This window comes from Qipengyuania aestuarii (assembly GCF_019711535.1).
GTDB lineage: Bacteria > Pseudomonadota > Alphaproteobacteria > Sphingomonadales > Sphingomonadaceae > Qipengyuania > Qipengyuania aestuarii.
Window position 1 is genome coordinate 650,772 of sequence record NZ_JAIGNP010000001.1, and the last position, 15,943, is coordinate 666,714.

General features: G+C 60.4%; 18 protein-coding genes and 1 tRNA gene. 11 read left to right on the forward strand and 8 right to left on the reverse strand.

What is annotated here, in order from left to right; all coding sequences use genetic code 11:
- Positions 1–6 precede the first annotated feature (6 nt).
- Positions 7–1,605 carry a protein translocase subunit SecD gene (gene secD / locus K3175_RS03230; RefSeq protein WP_221541911.1) on the reverse strand — a complete coding sequence of 533 codons (1,599 nt, stop codon included), beginning with the start codon at positions 1,603–1,605 and terminating at the stop codon, positions 7–9.
- Between the two features lie 27 nt (positions 1,606–1,632).
- Complete coding sequence (gene yajC, locus K3175_RS03235) at positions 1,633–1,947, reverse strand: preprotein translocase subunit YajC (protein WP_221541912.1); 315 nt, start codon at positions 1,945–1,947, stop codon at positions 1,633–1,635.
- A 201-nt stretch (positions 1,948–2,148) separates the two neighbouring features.
- Between yajC and K3175_RS03240 the strand changes: the two genes are divergently transcribed.
- From K3175_RS03240 to K3175_RS03250, 3 genes are all read left to right on the forward strand, one after another.
- A tRNA-Pro gene (locus K3175_RS03240) sits at positions 2,149–2,225 on the forward strand.
- Between the two features lie 322 nt (positions 2,226–2,547).
- Complete coding sequence (locus tag K3175_RS03245) at positions 2,548–2,961, forward strand: holin family protein (RefSeq protein WP_221541913.1); 414 nt, start codon at positions 2,548–2,550, stop codon at positions 2,959–2,961.
- Between the two features lie 139 nt (positions 2,962–3,100).
- Entirely contained in the window at positions 3,101–3,775 is a 675-nt protein-coding gene (locus K3175_RS03250) for a GNAT family N-acetyltransferase (protein WP_221541914.1), read from the forward strand.
- 90 nt (positions 3,776–3,865) lie between these two features.
- Here K3175_RS03250 and K3175_RS03255 read toward each other — a convergent pair whose 3' ends face one another.
- Complete coding sequence (locus K3175_RS03255; RefSeq protein ID WP_221541915.1) at positions 3,866–4,351, reverse strand: DUF5946 family protein; 486 nt, start codon at positions 4,349–4,351, stop codon at positions 3,866–3,868.
- Between the two features lie 122 nt (positions 4,352–4,473).
- Here K3175_RS03255 and K3175_RS03260 point away from each other — a divergent pair, with 122 nt between their 5' ends.
- From K3175_RS03260 to K3175_RS03270, 3 genes are all read left to right on the forward strand, one after another.
- Positions 4,474–5,376, forward strand: coding sequence for a hypothetical protein (locus K3175_RS03260; protein ID WP_221541916.1), 903 nt, complete (start codon positions 4,474–4,476; stop codon positions 5,374–5,376).
- A gap of 130 nt (positions 5,377–5,506) precedes the next feature.
- The gene (locus K3175_RS03265; protein WP_221541917.1) at positions 5,507–6,196 is read left to right on the forward strand and encodes a hypothetical protein; all 690 of its coding nucleotides are present in this window, start codon (positions 5,507–5,509) and stop codon (positions 6,194–6,196) included.
- A 142-nt stretch (positions 6,197–6,338) separates the two neighbouring features.
- Complete coding sequence (locus tag K3175_RS03270; RefSeq protein ID WP_221541918.1) at positions 6,339–6,659, forward strand: hypothetical protein; 321 nt, start codon at positions 6,339–6,341, stop codon at positions 6,657–6,659.
- Positions 6,660–6,794: 135 nt separating this feature from the next.
- Here the strand turns inward: K3175_RS03270 and K3175_RS03275 are convergent, their stop codons facing one another.
- Positions 6,795–6,992: a hypothetical protein gene (locus K3175_RS03275; protein WP_221541919.1), complete on the reverse strand. Its 198-nt coding sequence runs from the start codon at positions 6,990–6,992 to the stop codon at positions 6,795–6,797.
- 202 nt (positions 6,993–7,194) lie between these two features.
- Between K3175_RS03275 and K3175_RS03280 the strand changes: the two genes are divergently transcribed.
- From K3175_RS03280 to K3175_RS03295, 4 genes are all read left to right on the forward strand, one after another.
- On the forward strand, positions 7,195–8,682 hold the full coding sequence (locus K3175_RS03280) for a sensor histidine kinase (RefSeq protein ID WP_247710630.1): 1,488 nt from the start codon (positions 7,195–7,197) through the stop codon (positions 8,680–8,682).
- Between the two features lie 146 nt (positions 8,683–8,828).
- On the forward strand, positions 8,829–9,620 hold the full coding sequence (locus K3175_RS03285; RefSeq protein WP_221541920.1) for a hypothetical protein: 792 nt from the start codon (positions 8,829–8,831) through the stop codon (positions 9,618–9,620).
- A gap of 10 nt (positions 9,621–9,630) precedes the next feature.
- The gene (locus tag K3175_RS03290; protein ID WP_247710631.1) at positions 9,631–10,332 is read left to right on the forward strand and encodes a hypothetical protein; all 702 of its coding nucleotides are present in this window, start codon (positions 9,631–9,633) and stop codon (positions 10,330–10,332) included.
- A gap of 43 nt (positions 10,333–10,375) precedes the next feature.
- Complete coding sequence (locus K3175_RS03295) at positions 10,376–10,609, forward strand: hypothetical protein (protein ID WP_221541921.1); 234 nt, start codon at positions 10,376–10,378, stop codon at positions 10,607–10,609.
- A 30-nt stretch (positions 10,610–10,639) separates the two neighbouring features.
- Here the strand turns inward: K3175_RS03295 and K3175_RS03300 are convergent, their stop codons facing one another.
- The 3 genes from K3175_RS03300 to K3175_RS03310 are packed head-to-tail and all read right to left on the reverse strand — an operon-like array spanning position 10,640 to position 12,255.
- A complete protein-coding gene (locus K3175_RS03300) occupies positions 10,640–11,413 on the reverse strand; it encodes a sulfite exporter TauE/SafE family protein (protein ID WP_221541922.1) in 774 nt (257 codons plus the stop codon).
- Positions 11,414–11,420: 7 nt separating this feature from the next.
- The gene (locus K3175_RS03305; RefSeq protein WP_221541923.1) at positions 11,421–11,939 is read right to left on the reverse strand and encodes a rhodanese family protein; all 519 of its coding nucleotides are present in this window, start codon (positions 11,937–11,939) and stop codon (positions 11,421–11,423) included.
- A gap of 4 nt (positions 11,940–11,943) precedes the next feature.
- Entirely contained in the window at positions 11,944–12,255 is a 312-nt protein-coding gene (locus K3175_RS03310) for an ArsR/SmtB family transcription factor (protein ID WP_247710632.1), read from the reverse strand.
- Positions 12,256–12,328: 73 nt separating this feature from the next.
- Here K3175_RS03310 and K3175_RS03315 point away from each other — a divergent pair, with 73 nt between their 5' ends.
- Positions 12,329–13,201 carry an MBL fold metallo-hydrolase gene (locus K3175_RS03315; RefSeq protein ID WP_221541924.1) on the forward strand — a complete coding sequence of 291 codons (873 nt, stop codon included), beginning with the start codon at positions 12,329–12,331 and terminating at the stop codon, positions 13,199–13,201.
- A gap of 159 nt (positions 13,202–13,360) precedes the next feature.
- Here the strand turns inward: K3175_RS03315 and K3175_RS03320 are convergent, their stop codons facing one another.
- Entirely contained in the window at positions 13,361–15,841 is a 2,481-nt protein-coding gene (locus K3175_RS03320) for a DUF4838 domain-containing protein (protein WP_221541925.1), read from the reverse strand.
- Between the last annotated feature and the right edge of the window lie 102 nt (positions 15,842–15,943).

Sequence of the window (15,943 nt, forward strand, 5' to 3'; positions counted from 1 at the left end):
TCCTCCTTACAGGTTCAGATCTGTGGGCCGCGCCTTGCGAAGCCATTGGGCCACCCACATCCGCGTGAGCGGAACGGCCGTGAAGACCGAGGTGAAAAGACCGACGACGAGCACCACAGCGAAGCCCTTGATCGGGCCCGAGCCGAACTGGAACAGCAGCACGCCGGCGATGAAGTTGGTGACGTTGGCGTCGTAAATGGCGCGGCTGGCTTCCTTGTAGCCGTTTTCCACTGCCGCCACGACCCGCCGCCCGCGCTTGCGCTCCTCGCGGATACGCTCGTTGATCAGCACGTTGGCGTCGACCGCTGCGCCGATCGTCAGCACGAAGCCGGCGATGCCGGGCAGGGTCAGCGTGGCGTTGAGCGCGGCCATGATGCCGAGCAGCATGAGCACGTTGATGACCAGCGCCACCGTGGCATAGATGCCGAAGCGGCCATAGGTCACGATCATCAGCAGCATGACCAGCAGCGTGCCGATGCCCATGGCGAGCAGGCCCTGCTTGATCGAATCGGCGCCGAGATCGGGGCCGACGGTGCGTTCCTCGACCACGGTCAGGTCGACCGGCAGCGCGCCCGAGCTGAGCTGGATCGCCAGTTCGTTGGCGCTCTGCACGGTGAAGCTGCCGCTGATCTGCGACTGGCCGTTGAGGATGGGTTCCTGCATCACCGGCGCCGAAATCACCTCGCCGTCGAGGATGATGGCGAACCGATCACCGGTATACTGGCGCGTCATGTTGGCGAACTGCTTGCCGCCCTGCGGGTTGAAGGCAATGCTGACGACCGGTTCGTTGGTCTGCTGGTCCACGCTCTGCTGCGCGTTGGTCAGCGTCGAGCCGTCGATCCCGCCGAGACGGTTCACGATCACGCCGCCGCCGCCATAACGCTCCTTGTCGGCATAGGCGACCACTTCGCCGCCCGCGACGAAGCCGCGCTCGACCTCTTCCAGCGTCGCTTCACGCTGCACCAGCTTGAATTCGAGCTGGGCGGTCTTGCCGATCAGTTCCTTCAGCGCTTCGGGATCCTGCAGGCCGGGGACCTGCACCACGATGCGCGTATCGCCCTGGCGCAGAACGGTGGGTTCGCGCGTGCCGAGGCTGTCGATACGGTCGTTGATCACGCTGAGGGCGGCGTCCATCGCCGAGCTCACCGCATTGTCCAGACCGGCGCTGGTCGGGGTCAGCACGAAGCGCTGCCCGTCGACCACCTGAAGGTCCCATTCGCGGACCGGGCCGGTGCCCGACATCAGGCCTTCGATCTCGCTGCGGGCAAGATCGATCTGCGAGGCATCGTCGAGCAGGAAGCTCAGGCGGTTGTCTTCGGTCGACACATCGCCGATGCGGATGCGTCCGCCCTCGGCCCCGCGAAGGGCGTTGCGCACGCCTTCTTCCATGTCTTCCAGCCGCTTGGCGGCGACCTGGTCGCGCTCCGCCTCGAGCAGAATGTGACTGCCCCCGGCAAGGTCGAGGCCGAGATTGACCGTCGGATTGGGCAGGCTGTCGGGCCAGTCCTGGTTCGACAGCGAAGCAAGCGAGGGAAGCGCCGCGAGCACGCCCAGAAGGGCGATACCCCATAGCATGACCTTCTTCCAGGTCGGGAATTCCAGCATGACCGGGTCTCTATCCTTGTGGCCGGATCAGTCGTTGGCGGGTGCTGCGGGCTTGCCGCTGAGCACTTCGCCGATGGTAGATTTGACCGCGCGGACCTTCATGCCCTTGGCCAGTTCGAGCTCGACATAATGCTCTTCCACCTTGGTGATCTTGCCGACCAGACCGCCGGCGGTGATCACTTCGTCGCCGCGCTTGAGGCCCTCGACCTTCTCGCGGTGCGCCTTCTGCTGGCGCAGCTGCGGGCGGATCATGAGGAACCAGAAAACCGCGAAAATGGCGACCCAGGGCAGAACCTGGAGCCAGACCGGCGGCTGGGCAGCGGCGGCAAGAAGGGTGATCATGGGAAAAGAAGACCTGTTGGTTGCAGCAAGAGTTTTGCGTCAGTTGGGCGCCCTGCCCCCGCAGTTCAAGCGGGCTGGAGCGCGCATCTTTCGATCGGTGGCGGGCGGTTAGCAGTATTGATTGAGACTGGCAATGAATTGGACAAGACAGGTGCTTGCCATGTGGATGAGCCGGGCCTATAGGGCCGCCTCCACTGGTTTCGGGATGTAGCGCAGCCTGGTAGCGCACCATACTGGGGGTGTGGGGGTCGCTGGTTCGAATCCAGTCATCCCGACCAGTGGTTTACCACCCCTTCTCTCCCACATCCGCGGCGCCGCCCTCGGTGTTGCCCGCAATGTTCCGGAAAACGCTCCGAACACCGTCTTGATCGGTGGCCCGCGCGCCGAACACACGGCGTATGCTGGACAAAAGGGCGCGAAATAGGATTCGCTTCTGCGCACTCCCTTCCCAGATCACTTTTTTCGCGCTGCCGAAAAGCGAATTCCGCCCCGATTTGCGCCGTTCTTGCGAGTCGCCGCGCTAGCTCCGGCACTCGGGAGCCAGAACACCCTTTCCTACAAGAACCCATCTGGTTACTTCTTTAGGCAAGGAGAAACCAAATGGCCCTCATCGAATCGCTCATCGGCCCGCTCGCCTCGATCATCGACAAGATCATCCCCGACAAACAGGCCCGCGCCGAGGCCAAGCTCGAACTGCTAAAGCTCGAAGGCGCGCACGAGCTGCGCCAGATCGAGGCGCGCCTGTCCGCCATCGTCGCCGAGGCGCGCAGTCCCGACCCCTGGACCAGCCGCGCCCGCCCCAGCTTCCTTTACGTGATGTATGCGATGATCCTCTTCGCCCTGCCGATGGGCGTGCTGAGCGCCTTCTCCCCCGCCGCCGCCCAGGGCGTGAGCGCAGGCATCACCAGCTATCTGAGCGGCCTGCCGGAAGAACTCTACGCCCTCTTCGGCACCGGCTACCTCGGCTACACCGCCGCCCGTCAATGGGGCAAGGCGAAGGGGAGGGAGGTATGAGGAGTGAGAGGGGTGCGGAACGCCGGCCTCTTCTGGGACTCCATTCTGAGGTTCGTAGTGTCTGCAATTGGGTGGTTTTGCGACTGTCCGCTCTCTAGATTCCATGGACGGATAGCTGCCGGGCGAACTACATGAAGGAATGACTTTTTTAGGCGTTGATGCTTTGCTCTTGAGCGCGTGGCTATCTGCCCGCTCGATCGCACGCGACTTGCCGATGCCGGTCCCGGAATATGGCGGTTTTCGCGTCGATACAAACTCGAAGGACGAGATTGCTCGCTGGGTGTTTCCGAAAGCGCAGCCGTATCTGGCAAGGCTTGCTCAAACCATCAGCGAGCCGGGATATCTCCTGAAACTTTGTGGTTCGGCCGACGAACTAGCCGCCCTGTTGCCGGTCCAGTGGACGCTTCATCCTCCTGGCTACTTCATGCAATCGACGTCGGAACCCGCCGCGGGAAGGCTAGCGGTCGGCTATCAGATCAGAGTCGAACGCTATGGGGTAGTGACCCACGCGCAGATATTCTGCAATTCAGGCGAACTCGCTGCGGATGGCTATGCCGTAGAGACAACTGATGTCTTCATATACGACCGCATCGTAACGCGGCCCGAGCATCGCCGAAAAGGCTTGGCCCAAGTCCTGATGAAAAAACTTTATGCAGCGCGGCAGCTAGATTGCGGACCGCAAGTGCTGGTTGCAACGGAAGCTGGCCGCGTTCTCTATACTGCGTTGGGGTGGGATACGGTTTCGCCCTATTCGACCGCGTCATTAGCAGGCCCTGAGTCTGCTTTTGGCGTTCGCCACATCGCCGGTGAATGACTGCAATCGGGTCGTTAGGTGACAGGCAGCTTTTAGGAAGCGTCACGCTCGGCAGCTATCTCTGAACTAAGGTGGAAAGCGGAAGGAGGGCTAAAGGTCAGCTAGAAGCCGACTTACGTCGCGGCGAAGGGGCTCCCAAGCGCTATATGCAGACGCCGCCCACCTTTGGACCGCAGGAACATGATTACTGGCCTCCTCGGCGACCACATCGGCGAGCGTGATCGAATGAGACTGCGGCGCCGGCGGTAGCGGGGGGAGAGGTTTGCTCGCCAGCGTCTGCATCTTGGCCGGTATCGATGCGTGTGAAACCTCTTCCACCATTGCCAGATGGAGGGCAGCATAGTGGATCCAAACTGACTGCGTTGCACGGCGATCAGAAGGATCGCCGGGATGCTGCAATGCATAGGCATCGACGGTCAGCCGATGGGCTGCTCCGAACAGCAATGGATTTTCGTACTCGCGCGCCAACAGCTCACCATACGCCTTCCAGCAGCCGGGTGAGGACAGCATGTATTTGTGGGTGGGCCCCTCATACAGTTCGAAACGGCCCCCGCATGAGAAACAGGGCTGTGCCATTTGCTTCCTCCTCATGTCGCTTGCTGCTGAGAACAACTCGCAATCCGGTGATTGACGCTATAATAATTCGCAAGATGATGTTAATACATCTGAGAGCTTTATAAGATGATCGGGATACTACCATGAATAAGTTCACGATATTATCCGTTGCATCTATTTCCATCATCGCCGCGCTTTACAATCCGGCGAACGCCACGACCTTCGTCTCCAGAAAATTCGAGTGCCCGGTTGGCGGGGAAAAGTTCGAAGCGAATGTCGTGGCCAGCAATGTTTCTTACGGCCAGCGGCCCGATGGTCGCCCCTATAGCCCAATGCCGGTTTACCCGATCATAGAGTGCCCCGAGAACGGGCTGCTGCTGATCGACGAAGAGTTTACCGAGGAAGAACTATCGGTACTTGAAGCCGCGATCGCCACGCCGGAATACCAAGCCATGCGGTCGGAAGAAACGCCCTACTTCCGGGCGGCCTGGCTTCAAAAGCTGCTTGGGGAAGAGCCGGTCTCTCAGGTCCGCTCGCTCCTCAATGCGACGTGGGAAACGGATCGCGATCCGCAAAGAAAGGCCAGATATCAAACCCTGTTCATCGATGCCGCCATGGCGATGCCGCGCACCGAAGAGACTGCAGACGAATGGCTCTGGTACAATCTGAGAGCGGTCAATGCGCTGCGCGAGTTGGGCAATTTTGCCAAAGCCAAAAGCCATCTCGAGCGTGTCATGCAGCCGGAAAACCTTCCCTCCAATGAAGAGCAGGCCGGATATGCAATCGATTATGCCGATCGCTTGCGCCCCCTGCTGGAGGAAGCGAATTCCTACTTCGAACCGGCGAACATGGTCCCTCCGCGGATGGCGATCTTCCGCTGCGTCGCTCCGAAATCGCCGCTCACCTCCTCGGAAATCGAGGCCTGTGCCGATGACGACATCACCACCGCAATAAGCGAATACGAGTTCGACCAGGAAGGAGCAGAGACGCTGCACGGCAGAGCTGCCGCCGAAGCCGCAGCGCCCTATTACTCTATCAATTATTGAAATTGATCGCCGGCAACGCCGGGAAGGTGCGCCAAACGAGTGGCGGGAGTTGCTGTGAATTTAGCCCGTATGACGGCCCCGGGAATCGAGTCCAATATTTCGCGATATTTCGGAAGAAGCGGAGATCTTGATGTTTAACAAAGAAAGTCAACGGCGGACGCTAGTGCGAAAGGCGTGGCTCCGTTGGTTTTTACTGTGGCTTCCAATGATGGCGATGGCCGCGGTCGCCAGTGTTTGGATCGATTTCACTGTGGTCATGGCGGCCTTGCTCGTGATCTTAGCGGCTGTCCTTCTGTATCAACGGCACGTCAAAAAGCGCTCGTGGCGCTCGATTATGTGGGCAATCCCCTTCGCTTCTTGCGCCCTGTTAAGTGCGTGCTGCGACCCACCAGAAATATATCACACCGCTGAAATGGATTACTGCTCAGGGCTGGGTCGAGAATTGACGGATGAAGAGCGCCTGATTGCCGCGCTTGATCATGCATACGACGATCCCTCACTTATCCATTTTCAGCAATTTAAAGAAAGCGACTTTTATAACAGCGATGATTTAGGCGGCGTTGCTTTAATAAAGAGCTATCTTCGTTACTTCCCCGACTGCTGCTCGGTATTACCGCCAGCATATATTTCCGAAGAATGGCACAGTATAGTTGTTGGTGCGGAGGCGGAGTCTGGCCTCCTTGACGGCTGGAGTCGCGACGTAAAAATCACTCAGCGCCTTGAGGACTTTGGCAATGTGCCAAGTAATTATAAATATTCTCGAGATTGGCACCGAAGAATTGACGCTTGCGGCAATGTCGCGAAAATCAATCGCGGGTGATTTTCGCCGATAGCGCGGCAATATACTGTGTGCTGGGTGGCAAATGCCCCCTCAGCAGCGGTCTCCCGCAAGACTCTCGTTCAGCTTACCGACAGGTTCCGATTGATCTGGTTACATCTTCGGACAATGAAAGGATCTTGCAATGAGCAGACTGGCATTGGCAGCATGTGCGGTATCGGGGATCTTCGCTTCCGGGCTGAGCGCACATACCAGCACCCCTGATCCGACAATCGCCCCCCTCACCTATGCCGCGCCCCAGTTCCGCGCGCTTGCGCCAGTAGGGACTGCAGGCGTGCCCAAGGGGTCCATCGACGTGGCGCGGGAGTACCGCGACGAGCGGGCCCGGCTCTTGCGCAAATACATGACGCTCGAACAGCAAAGCGGCGGCACCCTCGCTCCGGAAGATCGCGCCGCCATGCGGGCGGATATCGCCGAACTGAAGGCTCGATACTTCGGTTCGTAAGGGGCTCTTCCTTCGCACTCTCGATCAGTGTGGGAAGCGTTGAGAAGATGAGTGCCGGGACCTCGGCGACTGTTTGATCTTGCTGCGTGACGAAGCCACCGGCGACGGGCGCGGCTGCTTATGCAGAGGCACCACCTATTTCTTTTTAGGACCGCTCACCTTGCGCAGGCGCTTTGCCTGCAAGCGAGCGTGTTCGATCGAGGCTGGCGAACAGTCCGCATCTGCCAGATCGTCGATTTCATCGGCAGCCCGGTTGAGCATTTTCTTGAGCGCAAGCTTGTCCTGCTCGGCATTTCTGAGCTCGTGACGAAGGTCTCGCGTGTCGTCGGTCATGCGTAAATCATAATGAAATCACGCTGTTCTCTCAAGCAGGCGCTATTATGGGCCTAAAATACCGCTGCCGGCTGCGCTTTTTACGGGAAACAAAATCAGGCTGCGAACTATTATTGTGCGTGGACGCACGGGATGACACGGCTGACAGACTGAATTAGGCGCTTCTCATCTTTACTATCGTAAGCATCAGAATGGACTTCGCTTGAACATCGATTTCGCCGCTCTCCTCGGAAAATCGCCGAACCCTTACATGGTGATGGACCCCGAATTGCGGCTGGTGTGGGTGAACGATGCCTATCTCGGCGCGACCATGCGCGAGCGCGAGGATATCATCGGGAAAACACTGTTCGACGCCTTTCCCAGCGATCCCGCGACGGAAAGTTACCGGCTGCTCGACGATTCCCTGCAACGCGTCCTGCGGACGGGGCAGGTCGATGAGCTCGCCCTTATCCGTTACGATATCACCGCGCCCGATGGCGGGATGCAAACCCATTACTGGAGCGCGACGCATACGCCGCTGCTCGATGATGCGGGTGCGGTCAAACTCATCCTGCAGCATACCGTCGACGTGACGGAACTGCAGGAACTGAGGCAGCATCGCAAGCAGGCGGACCTCATCCGCCGGGCCGAAAAGGTCCAGTCGCGGAACGTCACGCTGGTGAGGGAAAGCAGGCGGCTCACCGAATTCTTCGATCAGGCCCCCGGTTTCGTCGCCGTTCTGGGCGGCCCCGGTCACGTCTTCGAAATGGCGAATACCGCCTATCTCGACCTCGTCGGCAGGAGGGACATCCTTGGCAAGGCGGTGGAAGAATCGCTGCCCGAAGTCGTCGAGCAGGGGTTCATCGAGGTGCTCGATCACGTCTATCGCAGCGGTGAGCCCTATATCGGCCGGCGCGAGAAGGTCATGCTGAACACCGCGGATAACGACGCCGGGGAAATCCGGTATCTGAACTTCATCTTCCAGCCCTGCCTCAATCCCGAAAACGAAATTTCCGGGATCATCATCCAGGGCTATGACATCACCGAAGAGGTTGCTTTCGAAGAGCGGCAGGATCTGCTGATCAACGAGCTGCAGCACCGGGTTAAGAACACGATCGCAGTGGTTCACGCGCTCGCGAAGCAGACCTTCAGGTCGGTCCCGGCGGCGAGCAGCGCGGTCGAACAGTTTTCCGCGCGGCTGTCCGCCCTGGCCGCAGCGCACGGCCTGCTGACGGAGGGTAGCTGGCGGCCGACTTCTTTGCGCAGCCTGCTCCGCGCGACGCTCGGTGCCTCGCTGGGCGACTTGACCGGGCGCATCGGCATGGACGGGCCCGACCATCTGCTCGATCCGGAAACCGCGCTGGGCCTGACGATGACGGTCCACGAGCTAGCCACCAATGCGGTGAAATACGGCTCGCTGTCGGTGGAGGATGGCACGGTTGCGATAGACTGGTCGGTCGAGAGCGCTGGCGATGACGATATCGTGCACCTGACCTGGCAGGAAAGCGGCGGCCCCCCGGTTGCCGAGCCAGAGCACAAGGGCTTCGGCACGCGCCTGATCGAACGCGGATCGCATTCCGGCGGCGAAGCGGAGGTGACGATGGAGTTTCGTCCTGGCGGACTGAAGTGCAGCCTCGCCATCCATGTCCCGAAGGACCCGCAATCGGCGGAACACGGCCGCCCGTTCGCCAAATTCAAGAAAAGTGGCTGACCTTACGAAAGGTCTCATCCGATGCTCTGTCAATCCGCTTGTCGATTCCGCGACTTACCGCACTAGATCGACTTTCTCCGACTTCATGATAGCATCCCGTTCAAAATCGAGTCGCATGTGTATGTTCCTTATCGAGGAGTGATACGATGCATGTCACCGCTTTGGGCTCTACCCTCGCCTCCGTCGCAGCACTCGTCCTGGCGACGACACCCGCCTTTGCCGAAAAGGCGAGCCAGCTGACTACCTTGAATGGATTGCCTGCCGATGGAGCAGAGAGTGCCCTGATCTCGCGCGGATTCACCTACATCACCGGCAACACCAATCAGATGGGTTACACCTATTCCTATTGGTGGGATGCAAGCGACCGGAACTGCGTTTCGGTCGAAGCCTATGGCGGGACGGTGGAAACCATTACCGATGCCTCCGACAAGGATTGCCATCATGGCGGAAATGGCAGTGCCGCGGCAGCAGTTGGCGTGGTGGCCGGCGCCGCGATCCTCGGAGCGCTGCTGAGCCACAAGTCCCACCATCACGACGATGACAAGCATCTTTCCGACGCTCAGGCCGAGCAATTTTACGAGCGCGGCTACAATGACGGTCTCTACAACGCAGCATACCACAATTACGATAATAACGACGCCTACTCGTCGGGTTATCGGGCGGGGGTCGATCAGCGTTCTGCCAATCTGAGGCACCATTCCAACCGCGGTGGCTACGGCGGTTACGCCCAGTTTGCCGACCTGCAGGGTGCACGTGCGGCGGGCGGAATGAGCGAACTGGAACGCCGCGGCTTCCGTCAGGTGGACAATTTCACCAGCGGCAATACGCGCTATTCGATCCAGTATCGCCCTGCCTCGCGCCAGTGCGTGCAGGTCACGATCGCAGACGGCCGCTTCTACGATGTCCGGGACATCGGCCAGAATCCCAACTGCCGCTAAGGAGAAGCCGATGCGCTCGATGATTGCCGCTGGGCCCTTGGCCTTCACCCTATCGCTCGCCGCCTGCGGCGGAGAGGTCGGTCCACCCGAAGCCGACGTCGAAGCGAGCACCTCGGCTGCCGCTTCCATCCCCGAAACCCTTGCCCCCTTCGGCGATGGTTACCCCGAGGCAGGCGACCCCTGCCGTACTCTCGGCGAGAGCGCGGCGACCTCGCCTTACCTCGACGACAGCGCGCGGCTGGTGGGCTGTCCCGACGAGACTTCTGCCGAGGCGCTGGGCGGCGAGATCGTGGACAATATCGAAGGAGTGCGCCTTGTCTCCATACCGCTTGGGATGGCGAACGCAGGCATGGCGGAAAACGATCCTTCCATACCGACCCAATCGACCGACACGAAGGTTGCGGGGACCGATTACAACGCGACCGCCGACATTATGTGCGGCTTCAAGGGTGCCGCTCCGACCCAAAGCTGTCCTGCCGGGGTGAAGCGCAACTGGATGGAAGAAGGCAGTAATCTGGTCGAGGTAACGAAGCCCGACGGACGCAAACGCGCGATTTTCTTCACCGGCACAACGCCGACAAGTGCTGACAGCGCGCAATCAGACGGCAGTGCGGGCTGGGATTTCGAATACACCCGCAGCGGCGACACGGTGACGATTACCTACGGCCCCGAAAGCTACGTCATTGTTGACGCGCTGGTCGAGGGAGGGTGACGAAAGCAGGGCGCTGGCAGAGCAGGTGGGAGGTGACGCTGCGATGAAATGGATATTCTGGCTTTTTCTCGCCCTCTACGCCTTCGCTGCGGTAATTTTCCTTATCGGCACTTTCGGATGGTTCGGACAGGATAAAGACCCGCTTTCCGCAGTGTTTCTGATGCCCTTGGGCCTGCCCTGGAACCTGTTCGCCGACCGCTTGGGAGCGCTCGGCCCGCTTGTTGCCCTGCTGGCACCGGCAGTTAACGCAGGGATCCTGCTGTGGCTTTGGAGATAGTTCGCGTCCTAAGAGCGCTGCCCACGAAATTCACGACACCGACACAAAGCCGCCGATCGCGATCACCAGCAGGGCGAAGCCGCGTTCCAGCAGGCCTTCGCGTGCGCCCAGCTTCTTGCCGAGGGCGATGCCGGTCACAGCACCTACCAGTCCGCCTGCCACGAGCAGCGCGGTGATGCCCCAGTCGACCAGCCCCGACAGCGCATAGGATGTCGCCGTGGTCAGGCCGAGCGCGCTGACGACCACGAGCGAGGTTCCGATGGCGAATTCCAGCGGCATGGCAGTCGCCAGGATCAGGCCAGGCACGATCAGGAAGCCTCCTCCGATGCCGAAAAAGCCTGCCGCGAGCCCGGTGCCGAGGCCGATGGGGACGAGCCGGGGCAGCAGGGTGCCCGCACTGGCCCGGTCGAGGCGCACGTCCGGCGCCAGCGCCGTGCGCCGTGTGCGCAGCATCGTCAGCCCCACCCCGATCATCAGCAGGCCGAACAGGACCAGCAGCCTGTCCCCGTCGACCGCCTTGCCGATTTCTGCGCCCAAGGCCGCGCCCGCCATACCCGCCAGCGCGAATACGGAGGCACAGCGCCATTTCACGCGCCCGGCGCGGGCATGGCCGGCAAGGCTGGTCAGGGCGTTGATGCTGACCGCGACGGCCGCGGTTCCGATCGCTGCATGGGTCGACTGGACCCCGACGACATAGACCAGCAGGGGCACGGCGAGGATCGACCCGCCGCCGCCGACCAGCCCGAGGATGAGCCCGATGACCCATCCCGCAGCAAGGCCCGCGGCGATGGCGCCCACATCCATCGCCGTGTCAGCCGGCCGCCCGGCGGTTCCACGGCATCGCCCCCAGCAGATGGGCCATCCCGCACCAGCCGGTCGATCCGGCCAGCAGCAGGCCCGCGCCGACGAAGCCCGCAAGGCCGAAGAATGCAGGCGTCCACAGGAAGCCCAGGGTAACGCCCGTAAGGATCAGGATACCCGCCACGATCTGCACCTGGCGCATGATCTCGAGCGGCTGGCTCCTGTCGGCCAGCACCGGCTGCCCGTCCCGGCGCCAGCCGTCGATCCCGCCGCCGATCAGAAAGGCAGGTGCGCCCGCTGCGGCGGCGGAAAGGCGCGCGGCATTGGCATCGGTGCGCATGCCCGACTTGCAGTGGAAGATCACCGGCGTCTCGCCGTGCGGCAGGTCCTCGATCCGCTCGAGCGGCAGATTGGCAGCGCCCGGAATACGCTCGCGCGCATGTTCGTCCGCCGCTCGGATATCCACCAGCCTCGCCCCGGCATCGATCATGCGCGCGGCTTCGGCGGGAGTAAGGGAAACACAGGTCATTCGGTCAGTCCTTGCAATAAAGCTGGTACAGCAGCGCGAGCAGCGTCTCGACGCGCGGGTCGGCAATCGCGTACCACAGCATCTGGCTCTCACGCCTATAGGAGACGAGGCCCTCGTCGCGCATCCTTGCCAGATGCTGCGAACAGGCGGGCTGCGACAGGCCGACTTCACGGGCCAGATCGCTCGCCGTCATCTCGCCGTGCTCGACCAGCTTGCACAGCAGCATCAGGCGCCGGCCGTTGCCCATGGCCTTGAGCGTGCCCGCGACCATGCCCGCCTTGGCTTCGAATGTTTTCAGATCCATCGAGTGCAGCATCGTCACGCCTCCTTAAGCACTTGCTTATTTAGCATACACTTATATATTAGCAAGGCCTGATGGAGCGAAGAATATGACCAAGCCCGCGATCGAAGCCTTTTTCGACGAAGCGACCAATACAATCAGCTACCTGCTGGGAGATCCGGCGACGCGGAAGGCCGCGGTGATCGACCCGGTTCTCGATTTCGATCTTGCCAGCGGCGCAGCCGATACCCGGTCGGCCGAGCGCATCCTTGCCTTTGCGGAAGATGGCGGATGGCAGATCACAATGGTTCTGGAAACGCATGCCCATGCCGATCATCTTTCGGCAGCGCCCTTCATCAAAGCGCGGACCGGTGCCCGGATCGGGATCGGCGCGCGGATAAAGGATGTGCAGAAGATTTTCCGCCCGGTCTTTGCGATGGAGGATCTGGCGACCGACGGTTCCGACTTCGACCGCCTGTTCAAGGATGGGGAGCGATTTGCCATCGGCGAACTGGAGGTGCGCGTCATGCATGTGCCCGGCCATACGCCCGCCGATGTCGCCTATCTGGTCGCCGATGCCGCCTTTGTCGGGGACACGCTGTTCATGCCCGATTTCGGCACCGCCCGGGCGGATTTCCCCGGCGGGGATGCGCGCACCCTCTACCGTTCGATCCACCGCCTGCTGGACCTTCCGCGCGAGACGCGCCTGTTCCTCTGCCACGATTACAAGGCGCCCGGCCGCGACGACTATCGCTGGGAAACCACCGTGGACGAACAGCTGCGCTCCAATGTGCACGTGGCGGAGGGCATGGACGAGGACGGCTTCGTCGCCTTGCGGGAAAGCCGCGACAAGGGCCTGGCCGTGCCCAAGCTGCTGCTCCCCTCGATCCAGGTGAACATCCGCGCCGGCCGGTTCGAGGAAGCGCAGGATAACGGCGTCAACTATCTGCGCATCCCGGTGAAGTGGACGGGTGGCGTCTAGCCTGCCGTGGCAGTCGGTCGAACTTGAGAATTGCGGGCTGATATCCTCGATTGAGAATGATTATAGGGAGTCCTTCGCGGACTGACTGCGAAATGTAAGTCAGCTGCGGCACCTGCCGGATCGAACCGCCCCTTCCGCGGGTCCTCGGTTGCTGCGCCGTCAGTCTTGTGCAAACGGAAGGGTTTCTTCGCGGCCTTTGGGAAAGGTGAAGAGAAAGCTGGGCCGGAAAAGACCGCCGATGCCGATTTCGTTGATGCCATCGCGGCGTTCGATGTGAATTGCGAGAATGTTGTCACTCCCAGGCACCATTTGGTCCGTGAGATCGAAGATGGCGGGCTTTGAAAATTGCCTCCCGCTCGATCCGACGAGTTGCCCATTCAGCCATACGGTTGCCTTATCATCGAAGCTGCCCAGAAACAGCGCCAGCTGCTCGCCATTCATGTTGTCCGGTAGTGGAATCCTATGGCGGTACCAGACCGAGCCACCTGGACTTGTGAGGCGCTGCGCATCCCAAGTGGTGGAGAAAGTGCTGGTCGGTGAGAAAGCCGTTTCGTCGGTCTGCATTCGGTCAAAGTGCAGCCGAAGCCCCTCGGCACGCGAAGCGAACGCAGTTTGAAGCTGGTCGGGAAGCGGCCCAAAGAAGCCGTAAGGAGCGACTGTGTATTCAACGGCCGTATCGACGAACGGCCTTATGAAGCGATCAAGATATTGTGGACCTTCTTTCGCAGCTATGTCGCTATTTTGGTCATAAGCTTGCTGCCAGACATCGCCCATGCCTTCGAACGCCAATTTTGCGGCGGGGAAGTCGAAGCGCATTGTGGCCTCGTGATAATCCAGGAAGCGGTCGAGAATTTCGATCGCCGGACGGAAATGGGCGATTCGGGTCCTTTGATCCGCGGTGCGCGCCTTGCGCATCGCCTCCCTCATGTCGCGTTTTGCAGCCACCACGAACTGACGGTCGAAGATGAGCGGAATCGCATGATAGGAACCAGCCTCCTGTCCGGCGGCATGCTGCCTTTCGGCAAGGCGCAGGAAATAGTCCTCCATAGCGGGAGCTCCAGCCCCAAAGCTCTTCACGCAATATTCGTGGAGCAGATCTTTCCAGTCGCGGGATGAATCCCATGCCAGTTTGGCGAACATCCAATCGCTCGGACCATTGATCCCCCATGCCTTGGTCGCTTCGACATTCAAGCCGATCAACCCCATGCGCTGGTAAAACGGCAGTTCCTCTCCCCAAATCCGGACCTTGGTATAGGGAAGAATGTTTTCGGCCAAATTCCAGTTGTAGCCCCGATACAGGAGGGGGTTGCCCTGTTTGGCGGACAGGACGGCCCATTGTTCTACCACCTCACGATAGCGGCCTTGGCTCCGAGAGGTATCGTCAACTACCGAGTGGTAGCGCGAAAAATTGATCGGCGCGAAAATCTGCACCAGCCTGGGATGCGGCCTGTAGCGTTGCGGATATCCGGCATGTGCGCCGTAGGAATAGTAGCCGAGGTAGACATTGGGGTATTCCTCCCCCAACGCAGCGAAAATGCGGTTTGCGAGCAGGACCATCTGTTCGGTTTGATCCATGACGCCCGACGCAGCATCCACCGTACCGGACCCAACCGCAAGCGCCTCGGGCGTTTCCGAAAAGCCTACGCCATCCGCCGGTCCTATGGGAAACCCGACCTTTCTGTCCTTGGCCCATCCCTTCTTGGCGAAGACCTCCCGGATGTCCTGTGCCATCAATTCGATAACCAGCGGATGGGTGCTTTCAATTTGCGGCCCGAGACGCTTCAGTTCTCCGCTGGCATCACGGCGCAAAGCGTACATGGTCGGGTCTTCATCGAATTGCGCTTGGTGTTTCCTGATGAACTCTTGCCAGTAATGACCTTCGGTCTGCTTTGCGACTGGTTCGAACGTACCGCCCCTTTGTCGACGCATCCACTGCTGAAAGCGCTCTTTCTCGGTCATGGAAACGAGTTTTTGTCCGCCTCGATACCAGAGTTTCCGCATCGCGAAATCGGGGACCTGCGTTTCATCCATCTGCGGCAACGAAACAGTATCGCGTTGCGGGATTATCTCGCCGATCACACCCGGCATCACCCACTCGCAGCCCACCTTTTCCAACAGAGCATATACTCCCAGCAGGACCGCTGCCTCGCTTTCCCCGCCGATCAAGAGCTGGTCGCCCCGCGTCATGAGCCTAAAGGCTTCGCCGGACTCGCTTTTCTTCGTGGGAATAGCGCCCAGCTTCCGGGCCAGCGTCCCGAGGACGATCGCAGGACCGCGAACCTGCTCCACGTTGTTGGTTAGTATGACTTCAAGCTGCGCCCCCGACATTTTCAGCAAATGATAATTGAGCTCTTCGACAGCGGTTTCGAGCGGCGGTATCGAATCGTGGCCAGCGGCCTCTGCCTTGTTCCCCGGTGCCAGATATATACGGGCAACTGGCCGTCCTTCGTCCACCAAAGTCTGCGCAGCGGCAGGGATAGCCCAACTGAGAAAGCAGACAGATAGAGCTAAGAAAATTCCTCGAACAATCATGAATTGCATTGTGAGCGGCGGCCCATCAGAATGCAATGCTAGCAAGCGGAGACTGGGCACCCGGTATGTTCGCATATCAAGGCTGCGTCGGATACGAAGTTCGATCACCTCAATCTATCCCAATCTAAATCTGCGCAACCAATGTGAACGATCACAACTCGGCCTTTCCGACTTGAATTCAGTCCGCTACACCGCCGCGCAACAATGGGA

What these genes read in the sequence shown, in the direction of transcription:
- K3175_RS03265 (WP_221541917.1), top strand. Translation starts at nt 5,507, where the DNA reads ATGTTTAACAAAGAAAGTCAACGGCGGACGCTAGTGCGAAAGGCGTGG.
- K3175_RS03315 (WP_221541924.1), top strand. Translation starts at nt 12,329, where the DNA reads ATGACCAAGCCCGCGATCGAAGCCTTTTTCGACGAAGCGACCAATACA.
- K3175_RS03305 (WP_221541923.1), bottom strand. Translation starts at nt 11,939, where the DNA reads ATGACCTGTGTTTCCCTTACTCCCGCCGAAGCCGCGCGCATGATCGAT.
- K3175_RS03290 (WP_247710631.1), top strand. Translation starts at nt 9,631, where the DNA reads ATGCGCTCGATGATTGCCGCTGGGCCCTTGGCCTTCACCCTATCGCTC.
- K3175_RS03255 (WP_221541915.1), bottom strand. Translation starts at nt 4,351, where the DNA reads ATGGCACAGCCCTGTTTCTCATGCGGGGGCCGTTTCGAACTGTATGAG.
- K3175_RS03260 (WP_221541916.1), top strand. Translation starts at nt 4,474, where the DNA reads ATGAATAAGTTCACGATATTATCCGTTGCATCTATTTCCATCATCGCC.
- secD (WP_221541911.1), bottom strand. Translation starts at nt 1,605, where the DNA reads ATGCTGGAATTCCCGACCTGGAAGAAGGTCATGCTATGGGGTATCGCC.
- K3175_RS03245 (WP_221541913.1), top strand. Translation starts at nt 2,548, where the DNA reads ATGGCCCTCATCGAATCGCTCATCGGCCCGCTCGCCTCGATCATCGAC.
- K3175_RS03250 (WP_221541914.1), top strand. Translation starts at nt 3,101, where the DNA reads ATGACTTTTTTAGGCGTTGATGCTTTGCTCTTGAGCGCGTGGCTATCT.
- K3175_RS03310 (WP_247710632.1), bottom strand. Translation starts at nt 12,255, where the DNA reads ATGCTGCACTCGATGGATCTGAAAACATTCGAAGCCAAGGCGGGCATG.
- K3175_RS03300 (WP_221541922.1), bottom strand. Translation starts at nt 11,413, where the DNA reads ATGGATGTGGGCGCCATCGCCGCGGGCCTTGCTGCGGGATGGGTCATC.
- K3175_RS03275 (WP_221541919.1), bottom strand. Translation starts at nt 6,992, where the DNA reads ATGACCGACGACACGCGAGACCTTCGTCACGAGCTCAGAAATGCCGAG.
- K3175_RS03295 (WP_221541921.1), top strand. Translation starts at nt 10,376, where the DNA reads ATGAAATGGATATTCTGGCTTTTTCTCGCCCTCTACGCCTTCGCTGCG.
- yajC (WP_221541912.1), bottom strand. Translation starts at nt 1,947, where the DNA reads ATGATCACCCTTCTTGCCGCCGCTGCCCAGCCGCCGGTCTGGCTCCAG.
- K3175_RS03270 (WP_221541918.1), top strand. Translation starts at nt 6,339, where the DNA reads ATGAGCAGACTGGCATTGGCAGCATGTGCGGTATCGGGGATCTTCGCT.
- K3175_RS03285 (WP_221541920.1), top strand. Translation starts at nt 8,829, where the DNA reads ATGCATGTCACCGCTTTGGGCTCTACCCTCGCCTCCGTCGCAGCACTC.